Genomic DNA, 22,358 nt, shown 5'->3' on the forward strand with positions numbered 1-22,358 from the left:
TTCTAGATGATTTTTTTAATTTGTCTCGCCGAAGGTCTTTTGAAGAATGTAATAAGATTGCTTCAGCCGCTCTTCGGATTGCGGCAGCCCCCAAGTTTCCCATGAGTACCGAGTTGCTTGAGAAGCCTCAAAAGTTTCAACAGCTTTTCCGTTGCTATCGGTCAGGCTGGCGGCGACGTCCAGTCCTTTTATCGTTTCGGAAGACTCGATGCCGTCTTTCCAGAGATTACCGATGAATTCGCGTTTAGCGGGATCTTTGGCATTCAGCAACATCCATGGAATCCGGATTTCCATGGTTCCCGTCTTTTCATCATAGTAATAATCATTGAGGGAATCATAGTCTTCGTGCTCAGGATTAGCGATTCCAAATCGGAAGATGCCAGTTTCATAGGAATCGAATGGATAGATTTCTCCTGTATCCGGACGCACAAATTCCTTGTTCAACGCAAGACGGATAGGGTGGAACGTCGATTCGATGTCTTCTTCTGAGGGAATCATCTTCAAGCGTTCATGGTAATCATAATAGAAGCTATCGTAATCGCCTGCTATCTGCAGCTGCGCTTTCTTCAATCCTTCAACCTTCAATCGGAAGTCTGCCAGAAACTCTGTTTTCTCCAAGGCGTCGATCCCGATGCCCTGGTCTTCACGGATGCTGAAGTAAAGGTTGAAATCCTGTTTGTCCCACCAGTTTTTATTGGTTGGATCGAACTGGGCTTTAATGTAAACGTAGCGTTCATCTGAATCCATGGTCAAGGTTCTGAGTGCTCCATCTTCTTTTTCATAAAGAGTTTCGCCCTCTGTCCAATCGTCTACGCCGTCCACTCTGACTTTATGGCGATCAAAGCTCAATAATCCGAATTGCTGCTCATTGGTTTGGGCGTTGGACCAAAATGGACGTTCGTCGGGATTGTCATAATCCATCGTGTTCCAAGTACGTTTAAACCATTCATCCTGCCAGGTGAAGACCATACCGCCCAGCATGCCTTCTTCGAGAATGTCTTCATACATGTGGGTGACGATTTCACCTTGCTGCCGTTCAGAAATGAATCCCTGATTCCAGCCGAAAGGATTTTCATGAGTCATGCCACGAGATGCTGGAATCCCGAATTCGGCGATGACAATCGGCATGTCGTGCGAATCATTCAAGTCTCTCAAGTAACCGGCGTAATTATTGAATTCGCCGCGGTGGTCAACAAATTCAGTGTAGCGTTCCTCCAGATTCAAAAAATCAGGATAGTACGGATAGACATGGTAGGAGGCGAACATGCCGACCGTATCTGTTATGCCTTTGGTTTTGATGTGATTTGGGTCGACAGTGGCTATATCTTCCTGATCACTTGGCTCTGCAGGCTGATCGATATTGTCCGTCGTCACCCAGTTGGTGAAGCTGAGAGGGCGCATGCTTTGGTATTCGTCCAACTCGTAGGCGGCCAAAAAGTCCAATTGCTGTGCCAGCCAATGCTCCATTGGATTTGCCTCTTCTGTATAGACATAGGTGCCTTCAAAATCACCCAAGTCCGGATAATCCTGCTCCATTTGATCGACTGTTAAAGGAAACCATTCAATGCCAATCATCCAACCGATGACATAGGGAGAAATATCAGACTTATAAGTTCCGTAAGCGTGGCCCGGTTCCTGTTCAACCACAGCATCGCCGTGGATCACATCGACAATTTTCTCGACTTCAGTTTGAAACCGTTCTGTGATTTCAGGAGTAAAAGCGTCCAATGTCTCCACCAGCGGCTCTTCGTCAATCCAAACCCCGTGATACAAGTAAAGCGGCTCGTCAGCGCTGGCATTGTAAGCAGCGAATGCTTCGTAGAAAGCCGGCGGATGGAGCGTATAGACACGGATTGCATTGGCATTCATCTCGCCGATTGCCTTGAACCACCGGTCGTATTCTTCGCGGGTGATGGCCGCTTCTCCTGGAAACGTTCCGGGTTTGGCCATTCCCATATTGACGCCTTTAATAGTGAAGGGCTGCCACTTGCCATCCTCATAAACTTCAAACGCTTGCCCATTAATGCGGGAAGGATATGCGATCCCCTCTTTCGTGGCGGCAGTAGCTTTAATTGTTTCAACTTGTTTTTTCTTCTGTTCTGCATTCGCCAAAATCGTTTCCATCATAGGTACGTAAGTCTGCCAATAAAAACTCTTTTCGCCATCAAGCGATTCCATGGAAAGGAATGAACGCAGCTTCGAGAATCCTGAATAGCGGTAGAAGTTTGGCGTGTCATCCATATCGACAAAATCCCCTGCAAAGTAATAAAGATCCGCTCCGTGTTTCGATTGATGAAAGACAGCTGGAAAATCCAACGGAATATCTGCTGCTTTCAATTTGTCGCTGCCTTTAGTTTCCAGGTTCCATTGGTAGTCTGCTAAGACCTCGGTGCCTGACTGCGCTTGGTTGATATCAAACCAATAATCAAAAGAAGGGCTTTCCTTCAACTCGAATTGAGCTGTACCTTGTTCAGTGAAGGCAAGGCGAAGCCCGTCAGTACCGACTTCTCCGGCATCTTCAGAAAGGACCACGATTTCACCTTCAGCATCATTGACCAAGACAAATCCGGCCCCTTCAAAATTCCATTCTCCATCATTTCTTTCATAGTTCTCAATAATCCATTGAGGTACTTCGCCGTCAGTAGAATGGAGATCCGCGAAGTGGCGCCCACTCCAGCCGCTCCATTCCAATCCCAGGAATTCGTTCATTTCCTGGGTGACTTCTTCCGTAGTTGGGGAGGCGAAGGTATTGAATTCTACAACCAAGTCCGTGCCTTGGGACTGCACCTGCTTTTTGATGGTTTGCCATTCAGCCATTTCAAGCCCGCCGGAAAGCATGGATGAAGTGCCCGGCTTTTTCTCTGCAGACTGCCAAGGAAGATCTTCTTCATAGACTCCATAAGAATCCGCTAAATAAATCAAGTCCGTTCCAGATAGATCTTGAGGCAACTCAAGGGTTGTATAGCTTTCCGCTTGTTCATCCGGAACAAAGCCGTAATAATCGGACTCTGCCTGATAGGGCTCCTGGGATTCTGTTACATAGCGATGGTGATTCAACAGCCAGGTCAGTCCTTTATGTTCCCGGTAGCTTTCAGTCGGAACTGTTTTATCGAGTATGGCTATGTTTACTATTTTTTCTTCTTTAAAGAACCAGACAAGAACGGGCAGCAAAAGCAGAATAATAATTGCTGTTATAGATAGAAGCGTTTTCTTCATTCATATCACTCATTTCTATTTACAAAATATAACTCAAAAGACATTATAGCTTAAAAGACATTAAAAATAGAAAAAAATTACCTGTTTTTCAAAATAAAAAAGACTCGATTACTCGAGTCTTTTTGAAAAATTATTAGCTTTGTACACTGCCTTCTTCCTGGTAAACCGGTACCCATCCTTCAGTCGTTACAAAAATACGGATAGCTACGACTTTGCGGTCGTCAGCAAGTGTAAAGTAATGGGTGATGTTTTCAGGAACCGAGATTAAGTCGCCTGGCGTCAAGTGAACTTCAAAAAAACGTTCGTCTTTTCCTTGGATGATGAAGACGCCGTGTCCGCTGACGATGTAACGGACTTCGTCATCTGTGTGAATATGCTTGCGCTGGAAGTTTTTCAAGAGCTCATCCAATTTCGGATTAGAGTCAGACAGGGAAATGATATCCGCTGCCTGGTAGCCGCGGCGCTCGGAGATGTCATCGATTTCTGTTTTGAATGCCTGAAGGATTTCGTCTTTGTCAACATCGCTCAAATCAAATTTTTCGCGCAGGTTCTCCGGCAATTTAGTGTTGTCCCAATGTTCATAAACGACTTCCTGCTGCTCCAGAAATGCCGCTACTTCGTTTTGTGCCTCGATTGTTTCGTTTGTTCCTTGAATTTTAATGATCGCCATTTAAATCTTCCTCTCTTATTTTAACTGTAGTTGTAACGCTAATTGGTATTGAAATAAAAATTCGCTGGCTTCAAGCAGCTTCTTTGCTTCAAAGCCGTCTTTTCCCCAAACGGTGATGCCGTGGTTGCGGATCAGCACCGCTCCTTTATCGGCAGTGATATAAGGTTCAAAGGCTGCGGCAAGCGTCGGGATATCGGCGTGATTTGGAATGATCGGAATGGTCAATACAGCATCTTCTTCCCATAATCCAAAGGCCTTGATCAATTCCTGTCCCTGGAAATCGATTTTTCCGGCATCTCCGTATAATTCGGAAATGACGTTATTGGCTACCGTGTGGACGTGGAGGCTGCAGCCGGCCCCTGTCTTTCCATATATCGCACAGTGCAACAAAGTTTCTGCAGAAGGCTTCAATAGAGTCCCGGCAGCAGGCTGTCCATCGGCATCCACAAGAAGGAAGTCTTCGTCAGTGCGTTTTTTCTTGTCTTTTCCGCTGGCGGTAACCAGAAATTCAAGTGGCTCGTCCGCCACTTTGATGGCGAGATTTCCACTGGTTCCCATAAACCAGTCACGAATAGCCAGTTCATCTTTGACATCGGCCAGTTCCAGCCATTTATCGTGCAATGCCGTCATGACTTCACCCCTGTATAGTCATCCACAATGGCGATGACTTCATGGAAAGTTTCAAACGGTTTATAATCGATGTCCGCTTCCTGGCATTTTTCAGCCAGCAGATCCCGGGCAATGACAAAATCAGCTTGTTTGGCGGCTTCCCAGTCACTGATGGAATCGCCGATGACGATACTTTTGGCGCTGCTGCCTAGAAGATCCCGAATGACGGATGGTTTGCAGCAGCCACAGCCTTGGCTGGTACAGGTTTCGTCACAGCCATGTGGAAATACCAGTTTGATGGTGTCTCCTGAAAAATCGGCGCTGTTGCAATAGATGCCGTCAAAAGGTCCAAATGGTTCAAGCAGCGGGTAAACAAAGAAATCGATGCCGCCGCTGACGATGTACAAAGGAAGTTGCTGTTGCTTTGTATAAGCGACAAAATCGCTGAAGCCTTCGCGTATTTCCGCCTGCTCCAGCACATATGAAATGATGTCATCTTTTGCCTCGACCGGAAGGAGGGAGAACATCTTCGCAACACCCTCACGTATCGAAATGGATTGGTCAAGAATCTGGTTTTTGACGGTTTCCCAGCCCGGCGGATTAAATTTCTTCATAATGGCGATGATGTTGTCATTGGCTGTAACGGTGCCGTCAAAATCGCAAAAAATAATCGGTTTACTCAATTTGTTCACCCCCATAGCTCAAGTGCTGTTTGTAGTTCTTGATGTTGTTTGCCTGCCGCCTGCAGAGTTTCTCCCTGCAGTACCGCATCGATGGCCTGCCTGAAAGCCTGTCCGCCGCCAGCTGCACCAGCGGGATGTCCATGGACACCGCCGCCGGCATTGATGACACTGTCGATTCCATAATCAGCCATCAGTAATGGCACAAGGCCAGGGTGGATGCCTGCAGATGGCACGGGGAAGCTGCGCTTCAGAGGGCTGTCTATCGTCAGTTCTTTGCCGAGCGCAAGGGCCGCTGTTTTCTCCAACGCAACACTGCCGTAAGGAGAAGGAAACAGGGAGAAGTCAGCTCCTGCATAGCGGATCATTTTCCCGAGTGCGAGCGGCGTAGCGAGACCATAGAAAGCGGAAGAAGTGAAAGCGCCGCTGAAAGCCGGATGTGCCATGAGCGGCAAAGCAATTTCATCATCTTCAGCCAGTTCCTGCAGTACATCGAGCCCATATGCATGAACGTTGAATAGTAAAGCATCCGCTCCAAGTTCACATGCTTTTCGTGCTTTTCCTCTCAGTTCGGAAGTTCGCCCTGACAAGTTCACCGCATAAAGTGTACGATGGCCTGTTTCTTCATAAACGCTTGTCAGTACGTCTTTGCCAGTGGTGATTCGTTTTTCAAATGGAGTCAGTGGATTGTCGAATAAAATTTCATCGTCTTTGACCAAGTCCACACCACCCAATGCCTGTTCACGCAATTGAGCAGACAGAAAATCCAGATCGCGGCCGATGACGCCTTTGAATATGCTCATCAGAAGCGGTCGTCCGGCTACGCCAAGTGTGTTGCGGATTTCTTCAATGCCGAAGCGTGGACCGGGAAAATGGCTGAGCAAGTCGTGGCTGAAATCCAAATCCACTAACTTCACTTCTCCGTCCAATGACAATTTTCCGAAAACCGTGGTCAAGATGGCCGGAAGGTCAGCAGAGAAATTGGCGGATGGATAAGCGACAGCAACTTCCGCTTTGACCAGTTCGGGTTTCAATGGATGGTTGATTTCTTCAAATTCCTTAACGGAAACGACGTTTCCTTTATGGTGTTTCAGCTGCTCCTGTTCGAGGAGCGGCAAATCGGTCCAGGAGCCGATCGTCAGACCTAAAGCGATGCCTTCCGCCTTTTTCTCAAAAGAACCAGGCTTTCCGTATAATTGATAAGTAGCAGTCAAGATGCTCATGTATTCAACACTCCCATGCAATTTTAAAAAATAAAAAACCTCTTCAAATAAGAAGAGGTTAAGGGCTTTAACAACTTCTTATTTCTCAGCCATCGGTTCTGGCTGCAAGAATTAGCACCGTGTCCACCATTGGACCGGTTGCCGGGTATCATAGGGCTTGTCCCTCCACCTGCTCTGAATAAGAAAGATATGAAATTGGGTAAGTTTTTTGGGCTGGTCCTACTTATAGAATCTCAGCGTAAAAAGAAATGATCGTTCGAAATGATAGAACTGCTTCAATAGAGTAAAGTAATTCTGATTATTTCATGCGCACCGAAATCTGTCAACAGCATTGTTGCAAAATTGTTTTTATTTAAAAAATGTGATTGACAGTCAATTCTGAATCGTGATAGGATTCATTTCAGAACTTAATAGCACGACAAGCAGTACTCTTATCAAGAGCTGGCAGAGGGATTTTGGCCCGATGACGCCCAGCAACCGACCGTAATACCGTTGTGAGACGGGGCGCTTTGGCGCCAGGATGAATATCCTGTAAGGCACGGTGCTAATTCCATCAGAAATTTATTTTCTGAAAGATAAGAGGCATGGGATCTCTTATTCTGGCCTCTTTCTTTTGGAAAGAGGCTTTTTATATTGCAGAGAAAGGGAGATTGACCATGACACTTACGGCTCCAACCACCTATAAATCATTAACCGAAGAAGCTGCCATCGAATTGGCGAAAACTATTCAAGCATTTGATCATACAGCTCAATTGACGTGCCGGGAAATCGGCGACGGCAATTTAAATTATGTTTTTCAAATTGAAGAGGCAGCCACAGGCAAGAGGCTGATCATCAAGCAGGCTTTGCCATATGCCAAAGTCATCGGCGAAAGTTGGCCGCTGACATTGAAGCGTGCGACGATCGAAGCCAATGTTCTGAAGAAGCACGGCGAGTTTGTGCCGTCTTTGGTGCCGGCCGTCCATGCAACGGACGAAGCATTGGCTATAACGGTGATGGAAGATTTATCGCATCTCGAAATTGCGCGGGAAGGCTTGATCAACGGCCGGCAATTTCCAAGGCTGTCACAGGATATCGGCGAATACCTGGCACAGACTTTGTTCCACACTTCTGATTATGGGCTGCATCCTTTTGAGAAAAAACGCTTGGCTGCTGAGTTTTCCAATCCGGAGCTATGCAAAATCACAGAAGACCTGATTTTTACCGATCCATTTTTTGATGTTGATACCAATGATTACGAACCACAGCTGCAGGCAGCAGCAGAAGCGATTTGGAACGACCGCAAACTGCAGCTGGAAGTGGCGAAATTGAAGAAGAGTTTCTTGACTGAAGCGGAAGCGCTGCTTCACGGAGACCTTCACACCGGCAGTATTTTTGCGGGGCCGGCCGAAACGAAAGTCATTGATCCGGAGTTCGGCTTTTACGGCCCGATCGGCTTTGATGTCGGATTGTTTCTGGCCAACTTGATTTTCCAAACGATTACACGGGAAGGCGAGGAGCGCCAGGAAATCGTAGCCCACATTGAAAAAACATGGGAAGTATTCGCTTCTTCATTTACGGAACTGTGGCAAACGCAGAGCGTTGAATCGTTCAAGGAGACCGAAGGATATCTTGAATATGTCCTCGGCAAAGTACTGGCCGACGCCGTTGGTTTCGCAGGCTGCGAATTGATCCGCCGGACGATTGGCCTGGCGCATGTCAAAGACTTGGACAGCATCGAAGACAATGATAAGAGAATTTCCTTCAAGAAGCAGGCATTGCAGACTGGGCGGGAATTAATCCTTAAGCGCGAGCAAACTGCTTCCATCAAAGACTTGGTGGAAATTCTGAAGGAGGCACGCATATGAGCATTCCGTTATCCATCAAATGGGATGGGCAGCAGCTGACCATCCTGGATCAGCAGAAACTGCCGCATGAGATTGACTATTTAACACTTGAAACGGTAGAAGATGTGTACAACGCGATTTTCTCCTTGAAGGTGCGCGGAGCTCCGGCCATCGGCATCACCGCTGCGTATGGATTAGCGATAGGAGCACAGCGGCACGAGGCAGTTTCCTTGGAAGCTTTTCAGCAATACGTCGAAAAAGATGCAGCGTATTTGAATTCTTCACGGCCGACTGCCGTTAACCTGGGCTGGGCGCTCAGCCGCTTGAAAGACAAGGTGCAAGAAGCGGAGAACGTGCAGCAGGCAAAATTGCTGCTGCTTGCGGAAGCTGTGAAAATCCATAAAGAAGACGAAGAGTCCTGCCGCAGCATTGGTGAACACGCTTTGGTATTGCTGCAAGGAAAGACGAAAGTCATGACCATCTGCAACGCCGGTTCGATTGCTACCGCTAAATACGGTACGGCTTTAGCGCCATTTCATCTTGGCAGCGAACGCGGCCGTGAGTTTGAAGTATTTGCCTGTGAAACCCGTCCGGTTTATCAAGGTGCACGCCTGACAGCTTGGGAGCTTCAGCAGTCAGGGGTTGATGTCACATTGATCACGGACAGCATGGCGGCGCACACCATTGGAGCCAAAGGAATTGAAGCCATCATTGTAGGCGCGGACCGCATTGCAGCCAACGGCGATACGGCCAATAAAATCGGGACGTATAACTTAGCTTTGTTAGCCAATGCTTTCAGCATCCCATTTTATGTAGCGGCGCCGGCATCAACATTCGATTTGTCGATTGAGGACGGAACCGTGATTCCGATCGAAGAACGAAACCCGGAGGAGATTACCCATACGAACGGACAGCCGGTCGCACCTCTTGGCACGAAAGTGTTTAATCCGGCATTCGACGTGACGCCGGCACATCTCATCACCGCCATCATCACCGAAAAAGGCATCATCACTGCAGAATACAAAAAAAACATCCCTGACTTGCTTGGTGCATTTACAGGAAAAGGAGAAATACGATGAAAAAACAATCCATCTGGCTGCTTGCCGCACTTTTATTTATCAGTATTTTATTAACCGCCTGCCAACCAAAAGGGAATGTCAGCGAGGAAGAAACTTCTTCAGATACGAAGGCTGAGGCTTCAGACCATCCACTTGCCGGCAAAGAAATTGCCTTGATCATGCAAATCAATTTAGGGACATTCAGCGCCCAATACATATCGGGTGTAGAAGAACAGGTTGAGAAATTCGGAGGCAAGGCAACTGTTTTCACTTCTGAAGGGGATTTGGCGAAAATGGCCTCTAACCTGGACGCAGCCATCAATCAAGGTGTCGATGGCATTTTGATTGACCATGGAACAAAAGAAGCATTGAACCAAGGTGTTGAAAAAGCGCTTGAAGCCGGAATTCCGGTTGTGGCGTTTGATGCAGGCATCGATGTTGAAGGTGTAGTTTCTTTGGAGCAAGGCGACCAGCAGATGGCCGAGATGACCTTGGAGAAACTGGCGGAAGACAATAACGGCGAAGCCAACATCGTTAAAATATGGACAGCGGGCTTTGCCCCGATGGAAAGACGCCAGATAGCTTATGAAAAATTCCTATCCGACAACCCCGGCATCAAGGAAGTGACAGCATTCGGTGCCGCTACGAACAATACGGCACTGGATACGCAATCACAGATGGAAGCAGTTTTGAAACAATACCCGAACGAAGGGGAAATCACTGCAGTATGGGCCGCGTGGGATGAGTTTGCGAAAGGTGCTGTCCGTGCCATTGAACAAGCAGGACGTACAGACATTAAAGTATATGGCATCGATATGAGCGATGAGGATCTGCAATTGATGCAAAAAGAAAACAGCCCATGGCTCGCTTCGGCAGCAGTGGATCCGACGGATATCGGACGCATTCAAGTTCGTTACTTATATCAGTTGTTGAATGGCGAACAGCCGGAAGAAAAAGTGATTTTAGAGCCGGTTTTTGTTGAAGCGGAAAGTTTGCCGGAAGAAACGGTGACAACCGATAAGTTAAGCGAATACGTAGATGGCTGGGGCGCAAGCGAACAGGGCTACACGGATGAATTGCGCGAATTGGAAGGCCAATAATCTTCATCATTTCGAGCTGTCCTGAAAGATGGGACAGCTCTTTTATCAGAAAGGAGGCGTTTCTATGGCACAAGCTTTACTTTCGATGACCGCCATCGGAAAAACTTTCGGTGCAGTGACGGCGTTGCAAAAAGCCGAGTTCCATTTGGAAAAAGGAGAAGTCCATGCCATTCTTGGCGTCAATGGTGCAGGAAAAAGCACGCTGATTAAAATCCTGTCAGGCGTTTACCAGCAGGATGAAGGAACGATTAAATTGGATGGCGTCGATATTCGGCTGGAATCGCCGAAGGCAGCCAAAGAACAGGGGATTTACTGTGTTTATCAAGAAGTGGATACAGCCATTGTTGCTGAGCTGACTGTGGCAGAAAACATCCTTCTCGACACATTCGCAGGGAAAGGCAATTTATTCGTTTCCAGACAAAAAATCAATGAACGCGCACGTCTTGCTTTGCGCGAGCTGCAGGCGGACAACATCAATGTCCAGCAGAAAGCGGCGAGACTGACTTTGGCGGAAAAGCAGATGGTGCTGATTGCCAGAGCCTTGGTCCATTCGGCGAAAATCATTATATTTGACGAACCGACAGCTCCTCTGTCTATCCATGAATCAGAGAAACTATATGCAGTCATTGCAAAGTTAAAAGCACAGGGCGTCGGCTGCGTCTTCATTTCCCACCGTTTGCCGGAAGTATTTGAAATCAGCGACCGGATTACAGTGATGAGGGAAGGGACGCTTGTCAAAACCTACGATACGTCAGAAGCCGATCAGGATGGGGTGATTGAAGCGATGCTCGGTGCAGCACTGAGTCATGAATTAGAGCCGAGGGCGCATGAGATTGGGAACCCTTTGCTGGAGGTTGAGAATTTATCGGATGGCCAGAAGCTCAAAGATCTGTCGCTGACGGTTGCAGCAGGTGAAGTAGTGGGTGTCGTCGGATTGGTCGGCGCCGGTAAAACGGAGCTTGCCAAAGCCTTGTTTGGAGGAACGCCTTTAACCTCAGGTATGATGAAGCTTTCGGGGAAAACAGCCAAAATCAAACATCCGGCAGACGCCATCAAAGCAGGAATGGCGTTGATTCCGGAAGAGCGCCGAAAAGAAGGGTTATTTGTCCAGGAATCACTGGAAACCAATGCATCATTCCCTAACCTGAAAAAGTTTTCTAAGAATTTGTTGTTGGACCGGAAAGCCGAAAAGCGCTTTGCTGATGAAATCATCGAGCGTTTGCGCATCAAAACCGATAGTACAGAAACGCCTCTCGTTCACTTGAGCGGAGGAAACCAGCAGAAAGTGGCGATCGGCAAATGGATCTCCCTCGATTCGGCCTTGTACCTCTTCGATGAACCGACAAAAGGCGTCGACATCGGAGCCAAAGTGGATATTTTCAAATTGATCCGCCAATTGGCTGAAAGCGGCAAAGGCTGTCTGTATTTTTCAAGTGAAATTCATGAAGCCATCGGAATTTCCGATCGGATTCTCGTTATGTACAACGGTCAAATCGTGAAGGAATTATCACGACAAGAAGCGACCCAAGAAAGGATTTTATTGTATGCAAGTGGTGGAAAAGAAGAACTTGGGGAAACACAAAAGCTCGGTGAAAGACAACGCGATTCAGTTTCTGTTTAAATATGGCGCCATCGCATTACTTATTTTCATCATTTTTTACTTCAGCACAATCAGTGACGCTTTTTTCACATATGGTAACTTCACAGACATCCTGCGCTCCATTTCCATTGTCACGTTACTCGCTTTAGGTGTAACGTTCACGCTGGTAGTGGATGGTTTCGATTTGTCGGTAGGTTCGACGATGTCTTTATCGACAGTCGTTTCCGCATCTCTGATGGTTTGGTACGATATGCCGTTATGGCTCGTCCTTCTCCTGCCGCTGTTGATCGGGGTGTTGGTCGGAGCAGTCAATAGCTTTCTAATTGTGGTTATCGGCATTCCGGATTTGCTGGCGACGCTGAGCATGATGTACATTATTGCGGGCTTGCACCGTACGTATACAGAAGGCTACTCGATCTACAACAATATGCCATTGACTTCAGGAGGAACCGCACCGGGTCAATTGTCGGAAGCGTTTCTGTGGATTGGGCAAGGGCAGATGCTGGGCCTGCCGGTTCCGGTTTGGATCATGCTGGTGATGGTCCTGGCTTCCTATGTAATTTTGAACCATACACGCTGGGGCCGAGTGCTTTACATGACCGGCGGGAACGCTGAAGCCGCGACGCTGTCCGGCGTCAGCGTCAAAAAAGTGAAATTTGCCGCTTATGTGGTATCGGGAATTTTTGCTTCAATGGCTGGCATTTTGTTTACTGCACGCGTAGGTTCCGGACAAATTGATGCAGGGGCTCCGTTGATGATGGAGGCGGTTGCGGCAGTATTTGTCGGTTACTCGGTGTTAGGAGCGGGCAAACCGAATGCGCTGGGCACATTTTTTGGAGCTGCAGTTATCGGCATTTTGTTGAACGGCTTAACGATTCAGAATCTCCCTTATTATGCTTTTGATATTATCAAAGGAGGCGTACTGGTTGCTGCACTGGCAGTCACTTATGTTTACGCCAAAAAGAAATTCAGCAAAAACTAAGCACAAAAAAGAAAGCCTCCCGTTGCAGGAGGCTTTCTTTTTCTGTTTTATTTGTCTGGTGTATAACTGGCAATGAGCACACCTGAATCTGTTGAACGGATGTCCCGTAAGTTGAACATTTTCTGATCAGCATTTTCCTTGAAAAGCCGTTTGCCTTCTCCTAAAACGAGCGGAAATGTCATCAAATGAAGTTCGTCGACCAAATCATGTTTCAGCAAAGTTTCAATGAGTTCAGCGCTGCCATAAACCAACAGACATTGTCCGGTTTTTTTCAGTTTGGCGACTTCCTGCGCTACATTGCTGGTAATCAGGCGGGCATTCCATTCCGTGCGCTTCAGAGTGGTGGAAGCCACATACTTGGGTATTTTATTCATCCGGTCGGCAAACCCTTCTTCATCTTCAGCAGCGGGCCAAGCGGCTGCAAAACCTTCATATGTCACTCTTCCAAGCAGCAATGCATCACTGCCAAATAACAAATCCAGCTGGAACTTCGCGATTTCGTTATCCCAGTAAGGGGCAGTCCATGACGGCTCTTCCATAACCCCATCAAGCGTCAAATACATCGCAACAACGATTTTTCCCATGATCATTCTCCTTTGTGAATGAAATAACAGCGTGCCGTTCTTTTTAAATGGACAACAACTCGGGTAATCTAGAGCGGTTTCTGCTTATGGAACAGTTTCTTTTGCCTGTTAAACGATGAGCGGCAAGTTAATGTATACATTCTTCACCGTCGAAAAAAAACCTCTTTTTCCGACGGTTAATCATCGTGTAACAGATGCTTCAGTTTTGCTAATAAAACAAGAACAACTCTTTTCACATTAGCGATTTTTTATTTTTTGTATAAAATTGTTAACTATTAACTAGTGAAATAAAGTAAAATGGAACTACCAAAATTAAGGAGGAAACGGATTTGCAATGCAATAATTGCTCCGTAACGGAGTTGAAGTTTGAGATTAAAATAGAAGGCGACTCCAATTTGTTGGCATTGCCGCAAATTTATAGCCATTTGAATAGAAGAGACATTGATATAGTGACGACGGAAAATGGACTTATTGTAGATGAAGCAGGAGCCAAAGAGTTAATGGATTTTTGCCGTCATTTTATGGATTTGGAACAAGTCGTTTTCCGAATAAACCGTGAAGCGTGGAAGCCGTTTTCTGAAATTGAAACCGTGTTGGATATGCAATGGATTGATAAAGTGATTCAAAAAGAGCTGATTTCCTGCCATTATCAGCCGATTGTGAATGGAAATGAAGAGATTTTTGCATATGAAATGCTGGCGCGTTTCCAAAATGAAGACGGATCGATGATCTACCCGAATGAAATTTTTCCGGCTGCCAAAATCCGCGGGCGCCTGTATGCATTGGATCGGGTATGCAGAATGACAGCTGTAAGGTATGCAGCCAAACTTAAAGGAGAGAAAGCGTTCATCAATTTCATTCCGACTTCAATTTATTCCCCTGAATTTTGCTTGCGTTCGACAATTTCTTTATCAGAACAGCTAGGGGTGGATCCGAAATCCTTAGTATTTGAAGTGGTGGAAACGGAAAAAGTGGATGATTTGGATCATTTGAAGAAAATCTTGGCTTACTACAAGGAAAAAGGATTCGATTACGCGTTGGATGACGTGGGTGAAGGTTACAGTACGATTGAAATGCTGGCAGACCTGAAGCCGAAATACATGAAGTTGGATATGCAATATGTCCAAGGGGTGGCAATGGATCCGGCAAAGCAGAAAGTGGCGGAAAAGTTTTTGAAGAAAGCGCTGGAAATCGGCTCCATTCCTTTGGCCGAAGGCGTTGAAACACGTGAAGACTTTAAATGGCTTAAGCAGCGGAGGTACCAATTATTCCAGGGTTATTATTTCGGGAAGCCGGCGGCAATGCCTCTGTATGAGAAGAAAATCGAAGTATGAAATACCAGGCTAACAACCGTTAGAGTTGGTGGCTTTATTCAGAAGTTAATGGATAACAAACAGAAAGAAAATAAAAGCTGTAGAGAACAGTTAAGTTCTCAACAGCTTTTATTTTTTCAACAGCAAGTAAATGAAATATGGAGCTCCGATCAATGCAGCCATGATGCCTGCTGGGATTCCGGAAGGCTCGAGCAGGTTCCGGCCGACGGTATCCGCCAGCAGCAGCAGCCAGCCGCCGATCAGGATGGCAAGCGGCAAGAACAGCTGATGGCGTGGACCTACAATGGATTTAGCGATATGAGGAGCCATCAGGCCAATGAAGGCGATTCCTCCGGTAACTGACACAGCGGACGCCGCCAACGCGACAGCCGCCAGCAAAAGGACGACCCGCTCTTTCTCAATGGATACGCCGATGCCGACAGCAACAGGATCGCTGAGACCGAGGACGTTCATCCGATTGGCTTTGTACAAAGTGAACGGAATGAGCACCAGCAGCCAAGGAAGGATGGCCACAATAAACGGCCAATCGGCTCCCCAAATATTGCCGGCCAGCCAATTGGCGATAAAATCGACTTTTTCTGGTTCCGCCGAAGAAATCAAGACAATCATGACTCCCGACAAGGCCATGGAAAACCCGATTCCGACAAGCACAAGGCGGATCGGCTGCAAGCCTGTGGTGCGGGAGTAAGAAAAGGCATAGATCAATGCAGCGGTCGCAAGGGCTCCACAAAATGCCACGATTGGCATCAAATAGACAAAAGATCCGGCCTCTACCGGAATGAACAAGAAGAAAATCGCAATGGCGACGCCGGCACCGGAATTGATGCCAATGATTCCCGGGTCTGCCAGGTCATTGCGCGTTACGCTCTGCAAAATTGCACCTGACAAAGCCAGTGCCATCCCGGCCAGAAGCGTGATCAAAATGCGCGGCAGCCGGATGGAAAACAGGATAAATTCTTCTTTAAATGTGCCTTGACCGAGAATTGCCGGCACTAATCGATCATAGGAGATAGGGGAGTAGCCAAGCCCCATGCTGGCAATGGCCGTCAACAAAATCAATGCCAGCAAAGAATAATACGAAATTCGTTGTTTTTTACGCAAGCTTGGGTGCATCATGCGAATGCTTTGCCTCCTTTACGGACAATGACCAGGAAGAACGGCAAGCCGATAATCGCGATGATCGCTGCCACCGGCGTTTCAAACGGTGCATTGATCGTCCGGCCGATCAAGTCGGCGAGCAGCATGAAAATAGCTCCAGCCACTGCCGACATCGGGATGATGAAACGGTAATCGGTCCCGACGATTGCCCGTACCACATGCGGAATCATTAAGCCGATAAACGCCATATTGCCGGCAAGCGCAACGGCAGCACCCGCAAGGAGCGTAATGACGACAAAGAGAATCGCCTTGACCTGAGCCGTTTTCTGGCCGAGGCCGATGGCGGCTTCTTCACTTAAGCTGAGGATGGTCAGCTGGCGAGACAGCAGCAGCGCAATCACCAAGGACACGGCGATAAACGGAACCACTACCTGCAGCTGGCCCCAAGAAGTGCCGATCAATCCGCCGGCTGTCCATTGGGAAACATTTTTGGAGATATTGAAATACAGGCCGATTCCTTCAGCAATCGCTGTCAGGAAGGCAGATATGGCTGCACCGGCAAGAACAATCCGGAAAGGCGAAAATCCGCCTTTTTTTGCGGCACCAATACCGAACACTAAAGCAGCACCGGCTGCAGCTCCGATAAAGCAGGCAATCATGATGCCGAAATAATTGGCAGCCGGAATGAAAGCCAACGTGAAGGCTAACGCCGCGTTAGCACCTGCGGTCAAACCGAGAAGGCCTGGGTCAGCCAGCGGATTACGGGTCATGCCCTGCATCATCGCGCCCGATACAGCAAGAGCAGCACCGACAAAAATGGCGGCAATTTCGCGCGGCAGCCGGATCTCCCGAATGACCCCAATGCCGTCACTGGAGCTGGTTGAAAATAACGCCAGCCCTACTTCTTTCAGACTGATATCTGCCGCTCCAAAAATCAAGGAAATGACCAGTGTCAGCACTAGCAGGAGCAGGCTTAAAATAAATTTAATGGGAAAGGAAACTTTAGGGCTCATTCATCATCATCTTTTCCTGAGAATAAAAGAGGAATTCTAAAATCAGAATTCCTCTTCTTTGGTATAGAAGTTTAGTTTTTGTTAGGTTACTTCTTTTAAATCCGATTCTAAAGGAGTTGCAAACCAGATTTAACGTAAAGCAGCTGGTTACTCGCCTAAAAAGTTTTCAATGAAGAATTCCAATTGGTATTCCAATGTAATCGGGTCATTGAAGTAGAACTCTTTAGCATTGGCTTCAAAAATTTGGCCGTTTTTAGCTGCGGGTGTGTTTTTGTACAGGTCGGTTTCCTGGAATGAGTTGTCCTGTGTGCTGTCTTTGCTGAAGATGACATAGTCACCCATGTATTCCGGCAAGACTTCCTGGGACAGCATATAATAACCGTCTGCTAAAGCCATTTCTTCCACTTTTGCAGGCATTTTTAATTTCATTTCCTGGTAAAGGATTTCAGTTCCGCGTCCCCAGTTGTCTCCGAATACATACAATTGCTTGTCGAAGTTCTCAATAACCGAAACGGTTGCGTCTTCACCGATTTTCGCACGGATATCTTCACCGGCTTGCTGTGAGCGTTCCTGGAAATCTGTAATCCATGCCTGTGCTTCTTTTTCTTTGTTCAACACTTTACCGATTTCCAAGTGTTGGTCCAAGTAGCCCAATTTACCGTAAGTGAACGTGACAGTTGGTGCGATTTCTTTCAATTTGTCGATGTTGTTGATGGTTGAACCGCCAAGGATCAAGTCAGGTTCCAATTCAATGATTTTTTCAAGATCTGTATCTGCTACTTCTTCCACGTCTTTCAATTGTTCTTCAAAACGCGGGTTGTTTTTAGACCATGAATCGACGCCCACTAAAGGAACGTCCAAGGACATGACGTCACCGCCATAAGTAGAAAGAACGATGACGCGCTGTGGATCTGCAGGCACTTCAACAGGTCCGTTTTCAGATTCGTATGTAATGGTTTCAGGTGCTTTGTCAGCTTCTGCAGCGTCTGCTTCTTCAGTGGTTGACTCAGAATTGCAGGCACCCAGGATCAGCAGCAATGTTAATAGAAAGAAAGGCAAGAATAATTTTTTCATGTCGGTTAGACTCCTCTGATTAAGTTATAGGTTGTGCACATCGGTTTTTGTGTACGCGGATCCAAGCCGATTTCTGCATCGATCCGGAAAACTTCTTTCAATACAGGTTGTGTAATGACTTCGTGGCAATTGCCGGCTTTGACGATCTGGCCGTCTTTCATGGCGATGATGTGGTCGGCAAAACGCGCTGCCTGGTTCAGGTCATGGAGCACCATAATGATGGTCCGTTCCTGTTCACGGTTGAGTTGCTGCAGCAGTTCTAAAATCTCCAGCTGGTGAGCCATATCCAGGTAGGTCGTCGGTTCATCCAGAAAAATCATTTCCGTTTCCTGTGCCAATGCCATCGCAATCCAAACACGTTGGCGCTGACCGCCGGATAATGCGTCAACCGGGTGGTATTTAAAGAATTGCGTCCCCGTAACATCAAGTGCCCAGTTGATGATTTCGTAATCTTTCTTGGACAATCGCCCAAAGCCTTTCTGATAAGGGAAGCGGCCGTAGGAAACCAGTTCACCGACCGTCAATCCGGCGGCGCTGTCAGGTGTTTGTGGAAGGATGGCCATTTTTTTCGCCAGCGATTTCGTGTTTTCCTGGGCAATATTGCTGCCATCCAATACCACGGATCCGGATTGATGCGAGATCACCCGAGTAATCGCTTTTAACAGAGTCGATTTGCCACAGCCGTTGGAACCGATGATCGTTGTAATTTTCTTGTCCGGAATTTGGACCGTCAAATCTTTGACAATCAGCCTGTCTCCATAACTGATATTCAGCTCCTCGGTGAATAAACGCACCATTCAAAAACCTCCTTTTCAAAATTAATACTTTTTATCATTGATAATGATTATCATTTTCAGTACAATCAACACTATAAGACTAATTATTTTTATTGTCAATAAAAATATGGATGGGCAGGAGTGAAGATAGATGGGGGAAAAAGAACTTTTTGATGTAACAATTATAGGTGGGGGCCCAGCAGGATTGTATTCAGCTTTTTATAGTGGTTTACGTGAAATGAAAACGAAAATTATCGAATTTCAGCCGGAATTGGGCGGCAAAATTCATGTCTACCCGGAAAAAATGATTTGGGACGTTGGGGGACAGCCGCCGATTCAAGGAGCTAAGCTCATCGACCAATTGGTTGCACAAGGGCTGACATTCCACCCGAAAGTCGTATTGAATGAAAAAGTTGAGTCCATCGCAAAAAATGAAAAAGGCATCTTTGAAATGATCGGTTCTTCCGGTGAAGTGCATTTATCAAAAACGGTGATTGTCGCTGTCGGTGGAGGCATCCTGAATCCGCAAAAATTGCAGATTGAAGGAGCGGAGCGTTTTGAAGTGTCGAATCTGAATTACACCGTCAAATCACTGGAGCGATTCAAAGGCAAAACGGTCTTGATTTCAGGCGGCGGAAATTCTGCCATCGACTGGGCAAATGAATTGGAACCGATCGCCAAGCAAGTATACGTCACCTACCGCAAGCCTGAGCTTGCAGGACATGAAGCGCAAGTGACGCAGCTGATGAACGGCTCTGCCATCTGCTGCCTCCATACGAATATCACGCGTTTGATCGCTTCGGATGGCCGGGATGCCATCGAGTTTGTTGAATTGACGCATCAGGAAACGAATGAAAAACAAGTTCTGCCGATTGATGAGATGATCATCAACCACGGCTACGAGCGCGACATCAGTCTGCTTGGAAACAGTCCGTTGAATATTGAAATTGCCGACGATTACTACATCGCGGGCACGCCAAGCAGCGAATCATCAGTTGAAGGCCTCTATGCAGCGGGTGACATTCTGCAGCACGAAGGCAAATTGAATCTGATTGCCGGAACATTCCAGGATGCAGCGAACGCAGTCAATAAAGCCAAGCACTACATCCAGCCGGACGCGAATAGAATCGCCATGGTGTCTTCTCATAATGAAGTGTTCAAAAAGCGCAATAAGGAATTGGTCAAGCAGTTATTGGTGTAGCAAAGAACTTTTCCGGATAGTTTGAGACGGCTGAGACTGAGGTATAGAAAGCTGTAAAGATAATTCGGAGGAGGAATAGGCTATGGAATTAAAAGATTATGGAGCAGAATCGTTTGTGGTGAATATCGAAGAGGCGACCAAGCAAAATGACACATTCCGCACCGCTCTATGGACAGGCAAGAACCTGCAGGTTACCGTCATGAGCATTGAAGTGGGAGACGACATCGGCCTGGAAGTCCATGAAGGCGACCAATTTCTGCGGATTGAAGCCGGAAAAGGCTTTGTCCAAATGGGGGACAGCGAAGACAACCTGACCTTTGAAGAAAATGCTGAAGACGATTACGCCATCATGATTCCAGCAGGAAAGTGGCATAACGTCACAAACAAAGGCGATCAACCGTTAAAAATATACTCCATTTACGCGCCGCCGGAACATCCTCATGGCACCGTGCATGAGACCAAGGCGATTGCTGAGAAAGCTGAAGAAGAAGAGGAGTAACTGATCCGATAAATAAGCCGGATTATTAGCAGTGTGCAATGGTAAAATAGGATATAGAAATGGCCATCAATTCGTAAGTGAATTGATGGCCATTTTTTATTTCTAAACCAATGCCGCTGCTTCTGCACGTTCTTTTTTGCCGTGCATCAAATAATACAAGACGGCAGTTGCAAGCACCGCAAAGCCCAGGATGCCGTAAAGTGAACTGTAACCAATCAGGGGGATGACAAAGCCCAGCAAGTACGGGCCGAAGCCGAGCCCGGCATCCATTGAGATAAAGAATGTCGAAGTGGCAAGGCCCATACGGTGAGGCGGCGTCAGCTTGACCGCGACTGCTTGCGTCGTCGATTGCATATTGCCGAAGCCCAAACCAATCAAAGCACCGGCAACCAATAACCCTGTACTGCTGCTGGTGACGCTTAACAGGAAAAGTCCTGCTGCAAAAATGGCGAAAGCAGGATACATGACGAAGTTTGCGCCTTTCAGGTCCATCAGTCTTCCGGTGAACGGCCGGGAAACTAATATCGCAATGGCGTAAACAAGGAAAAAGTAGCTGGCTGCCTGCACTAAATCTTCCTCCATCGCAAAGAAGTTGATAAATGACAGAACGCTGGAATAGCAAAGGGCGATGGCCAGACAAACGAGTGCAATCGGTACAGCTTTCGGTTCGATGTAATCTGAAATCTTAAACCCTTTCGTTTCGTCAGTTGCAGGTGGCGCAACGACTGGCGGTACATAAACAAATAAAGATACGGCCAAGCTGACCACGCCGAGCGCCAAGCATACCGAAAAAATCATTTCATAGCTGCTGTACTGGCTCATCATCAACCCGATGAAGGGGCCAAAAGCCGTCGCTAAAGTCGAACTGAGGCTGAAATAACCGATCCCTTCGCCTTTGCGTCTCATTGGAATAATTTGAGCAACGATGGTTCCGGCTGCCGTGCTGGCCATTCCCAACGTCATCCCGTGAAGAAAGCGATTGAGCATGAGGAAAGGAAGTCCGAAATTCAGGAAATAGAAGAATGTAGTCAAAGTGAATAGCGCAAGGCCGATGACCAAGGTCTGTTTGCGGCCAATTTTGTCGATTGTACGGCCGATGACCAGCCTTCCCGCTAAAGCGCCCAGAATGAAAATTCCGGTAACCAGGCCGGCTTCGCTTGTTGAAGCCCCATATTCCTCAACAGCATAGACGGCGATTGTGACCATCAGTAGATAGAAGATAAGAACTAAGAAAAAATTCACTAAAGCAGTGACGATAAAGTCTTTTGTCCATAAAGGAGGATTGTTTTTATTCATTTGGAATTCTCCCTGCTGATTAAATTCATGCGTATGGTTTTCATCATCTCAATCCCTGCAAGCTGATCTTCTTCCGGGATATGAGCCAGAATTTCTTTTTCAAATTGATCGATAGTGACACGAACATCCTCGTATACTTTTTTCCCGTGGGTAGTAAGCTGCATCCGTTTTTCACGTCTGTCTTTGCCGGGGATGTGCTCTAAGTAACCTTGCTCTTCCAATCGGGTTACGGTGCGTGTCACGGTCGGTTTTTCAATCCGTTGATAATGGGCAAGCTCAACTAACGTTGCGGAGTCATTATTGGCTATATAATACAAAATTGACCATTGAGCCCGGTAGAGCCTATGCTTGCCAAGTTCGTTATTCAAATGATGTTCAAAAGGCCTGGACAGTAAAAGAAACTGATGGAAAAACTCTTGAAAAGCTTTAATGAAAAACACCTCTTTATAATGTTGATGACGTTTGTTATCAAGGGTAACCATATCAAAAGATAGAGACTGAAACAACGTTTTAAATCAT

General features: G+C 46.9%; 19 protein-coding genes, 1 pseudogene and 2 riboswitches. Of the genes and pseudogenes, 8 read left to right on the forward strand and 12 right to left on the reverse strand.

Annotated elements, in window-relative coordinates:
- Positions 1 to 15 precede the first annotated feature (15 nt).
- From H9630_RS06005 to mtnW, 5 genes are all read right to left on the reverse strand, one after another.
- Entirely contained in the window at positions 16 to 3,216 is a 3,201-nt protein-coding gene (locus H9630_RS06005; RefSeq protein WP_191714607.1) for a hypothetical protein, read from the reverse strand.
- A 133-nt stretch (positions 3,217 to 3,349) separates the two neighbouring features.
- Complete coding sequence (locus tag H9630_RS06010) at positions 3,350 to 3,886, reverse strand: 1,2-dihydroxy-3-keto-5-methylthiopentene dioxygenase (RefSeq protein ID WP_191714608.1); 537 nt, start codon at positions 3,884 to 3,886, stop codon at positions 3,350 to 3,352.
- 15 nt (positions 3,887 to 3,901) lie between these two features.
- Positions 3,902 to 4,516: a methylthioribulose 1-phosphate dehydratase gene (locus tag H9630_RS06015; protein WP_191714609.1), complete on the reverse strand. Its 615-nt coding sequence runs from the start codon at positions 4,514 to 4,516 to the stop codon at positions 3,902 to 3,904.
- Positions 4,513 to 5,178 carry a 2-hydroxy-3-keto-5-methylthiopentenyl-1-phosphate phosphatase gene (locus H9630_RS06020; protein WP_318247982.1) on the reverse strand — a complete coding sequence of 222 codons (666 nt, stop codon included), beginning with the start codon at positions 5,176 to 5,178 and terminating at the stop codon, positions 4,513 to 4,515. Before H9630_RS06020 ends, H9630_RS06015 begins: the two co-directional genes overlap by 4 nt.
- 5 nt (positions 5,179 to 5,183) lie before the next feature.
- Positions 5,184 to 6,398, reverse strand: a complete 1,215-nt coding sequence (gene mtnW / locus H9630_RS06025) for a 2,3-diketo-5-methylthiopentyl-1-phosphate enolase (protein ID WP_191714611.1) — start codon at positions 6,396 to 6,398, stop codon at positions 5,184 to 5,186.
- A gap of 75 nt (positions 6,399 to 6,473) precedes the next feature.
- A riboswitch (SAM riboswitch) is annotated at positions 6,474 to 6,583 on the reverse strand.
- Positions 6,584 to 6,826: 243 nt separating this feature from the next.
- Positions 6,827 to 6,980: riboswitch (SAM riboswitch) on the forward strand.
- Between the two features lie 74 nt (positions 6,981 to 7,054).
- Here mtnW and mtnK point away from each other — a divergent pair.
- The 5 genes from mtnK to H9630_RS06050 all read left to right on the forward strand — a co-directional run bounded on the left by mtnK (position 7,055) and on the right by H9630_RS06050 (position 12,964).
- Positions 7,055 to 8,245 (forward strand): S-methyl-5-thioribose kinase, encoded by a 1,191-nt coding sequence (gene mtnK, locus H9630_RS06030; protein WP_191714612.1) that lies wholly within the window; start codon positions 7,055 to 7,057, stop codon positions 8,243 to 8,245.
- Positions 8,242 to 9,303, forward strand: a complete 1,062-nt coding sequence (gene mtnA / locus H9630_RS06035) for an S-methyl-5-thioribose-1-phosphate isomerase (RefSeq protein ID WP_191714613.1) — start codon at positions 8,242 to 8,244, stop codon at positions 9,301 to 9,303. Before mtnK ends, mtnA begins: the two co-directional genes overlap by 4 nt.
- Positions 9,300 to 10,382 (forward strand): sugar ABC transporter substrate-binding protein, encoded by a 1,083-nt coding sequence (locus H9630_RS06040; RefSeq protein WP_191714614.1) that lies wholly within the window; start codon positions 9,300 to 9,302, stop codon positions 10,380 to 10,382. The genes mtnA and H9630_RS06040 overlap by 4 nt, the downstream gene beginning before the upstream one ends.
- Positions 10,383 to 10,446: 64 nt before the next feature.
- On the forward strand, positions 10,447 to 12,003 hold the full coding sequence (locus tag H9630_RS06045) for a sugar ABC transporter ATP-binding protein (protein ID WP_191714615.1): 1,557 nt from the start codon (positions 10,447 to 10,449) through the stop codon (positions 12,001 to 12,003).
- On the forward strand, positions 11,927 to 12,964 hold the full coding sequence (locus tag H9630_RS06050) for an ABC transporter permease (RefSeq protein WP_191714616.1): 1,038 nt from the start codon (positions 11,927 to 11,929) through the stop codon (positions 12,962 to 12,964). The genes H9630_RS06045 and H9630_RS06050 overlap by 77 nt, the downstream gene beginning before the upstream one ends.
- 47 nt (positions 12,965 to 13,011) lie before the next feature.
- Here the strand turns inward: H9630_RS06050 and H9630_RS06055 are convergent, their stop codons facing one another.
- On the reverse strand, positions 13,012 to 13,548 hold the full coding sequence (locus H9630_RS06055) for a dihydrofolate reductase family protein (protein ID WP_191714617.1): 537 nt from the start codon (positions 13,546 to 13,548) through the stop codon (positions 13,012 to 13,014).
- A 329-nt stretch (positions 13,549 to 13,877) separates the two neighbouring features.
- Between H9630_RS06055 and H9630_RS06060 the strand changes: the two genes are divergently transcribed.
- A complete protein-coding gene (locus tag H9630_RS06060; RefSeq protein ID WP_191714618.1) occupies positions 13,878 to 14,882 on the forward strand; it encodes an EAL domain-containing protein in 1,005 nt (334 codons plus the stop codon).
- A gap of 108 nt (positions 14,883 to 14,990) precedes the next feature.
- Here H9630_RS06060 and H9630_RS06065 read toward each other — a convergent pair whose 3' ends face one another.
- From H9630_RS06065 to H9630_RS06080, 4 genes are all read right to left on the reverse strand, one after another.
- A complete protein-coding gene (locus H9630_RS06065; RefSeq protein ID WP_191714619.1) occupies positions 14,991 to 15,998 on the reverse strand; it encodes a FecCD family ABC transporter permease in 1,008 nt (335 codons plus the stop codon).
- On the reverse strand, positions 15,995 to 16,993 hold the full coding sequence (locus tag H9630_RS06070) for a FecCD family ABC transporter permease (protein ID WP_191714620.1): 999 nt from the start codon (positions 16,991 to 16,993) through the stop codon (positions 15,995 to 15,997). The genes H9630_RS06065 and H9630_RS06070 overlap by 4 nt, the downstream gene beginning before the upstream one ends.
- Positions 16,994 to 17,140: 147 nt before the next feature.
- Positions 17,141 to 18,067, reverse strand: coding sequence for an iron-hydroxamate ABC transporter substrate-binding protein (locus H9630_RS06075; protein WP_191714621.1), 927 nt, complete (start codon positions 18,065 to 18,067; stop codon positions 17,141 to 17,143).
- Positions 18,068 to 18,072: 5 nt separating this feature from the next.
- Entirely contained in the window at positions 18,073 to 18,864 is a 792-nt protein-coding gene (locus tag H9630_RS06080; protein WP_191714622.1) for an ABC transporter ATP-binding protein, read from the reverse strand.
- Positions 18,865 to 18,994: 130 nt separating this feature from the next.
- Between H9630_RS06080 and H9630_RS06085 the strand changes: the two genes are divergently transcribed.
- Positions 18,995 to 20,044: an NAD(P)/FAD-dependent oxidoreductase gene (locus tag H9630_RS06085; protein WP_191714623.1), complete on the forward strand. Its 1,050-nt coding sequence runs from the start codon at positions 18,995 to 18,997 to the stop codon at positions 20,042 to 20,044.
- Positions 20,045 to 20,126: 82 nt separating this feature from the next.
- Positions 20,127 to 20,543 (forward strand): annotated as a pseudogene (locus H9630_RS06090) (cupin domain-containing protein); the annotation flags it as partial.
- A 102-nt stretch (positions 20,544 to 20,645) separates the two neighbouring features.
- Here H9630_RS06090 and H9630_RS06095 read toward each other — a convergent pair.
- Both H9630_RS06095 and H9630_RS06100 read right to left on the reverse strand, forming a co-directional pair.
- Positions 20,646 to 21,839 carry an MFS transporter gene (locus H9630_RS06095; protein WP_191714625.1) on the reverse strand — a complete coding sequence of 398 codons (1,194 nt, stop codon included), beginning with the start codon at positions 21,837 to 21,839 and terminating at the stop codon, positions 20,646 to 20,648.
- Complete coding sequence (locus H9630_RS06100) at positions 21,836 to 22,207, reverse strand: MarR family winged helix-turn-helix transcriptional regulator (protein ID WP_318247983.1); 372 nt, start codon at positions 22,205 to 22,207, stop codon at positions 21,836 to 21,838. Before H9630_RS06100 ends, H9630_RS06095 begins: the two co-directional genes overlap by 4 nt.
- Between the last annotated feature and the right edge of the window lie 151 nt (positions 22,208 to 22,358).

The sequence above is a fragment of the Planococcus wigleyi genome, assembly GCF_014836985.1.
GTDB classification, from domain to species: Bacteria; Bacillota; Bacilli; order Bacillales_A; family Planococcaceae; genus Planococcus; species Planococcus notacanthi.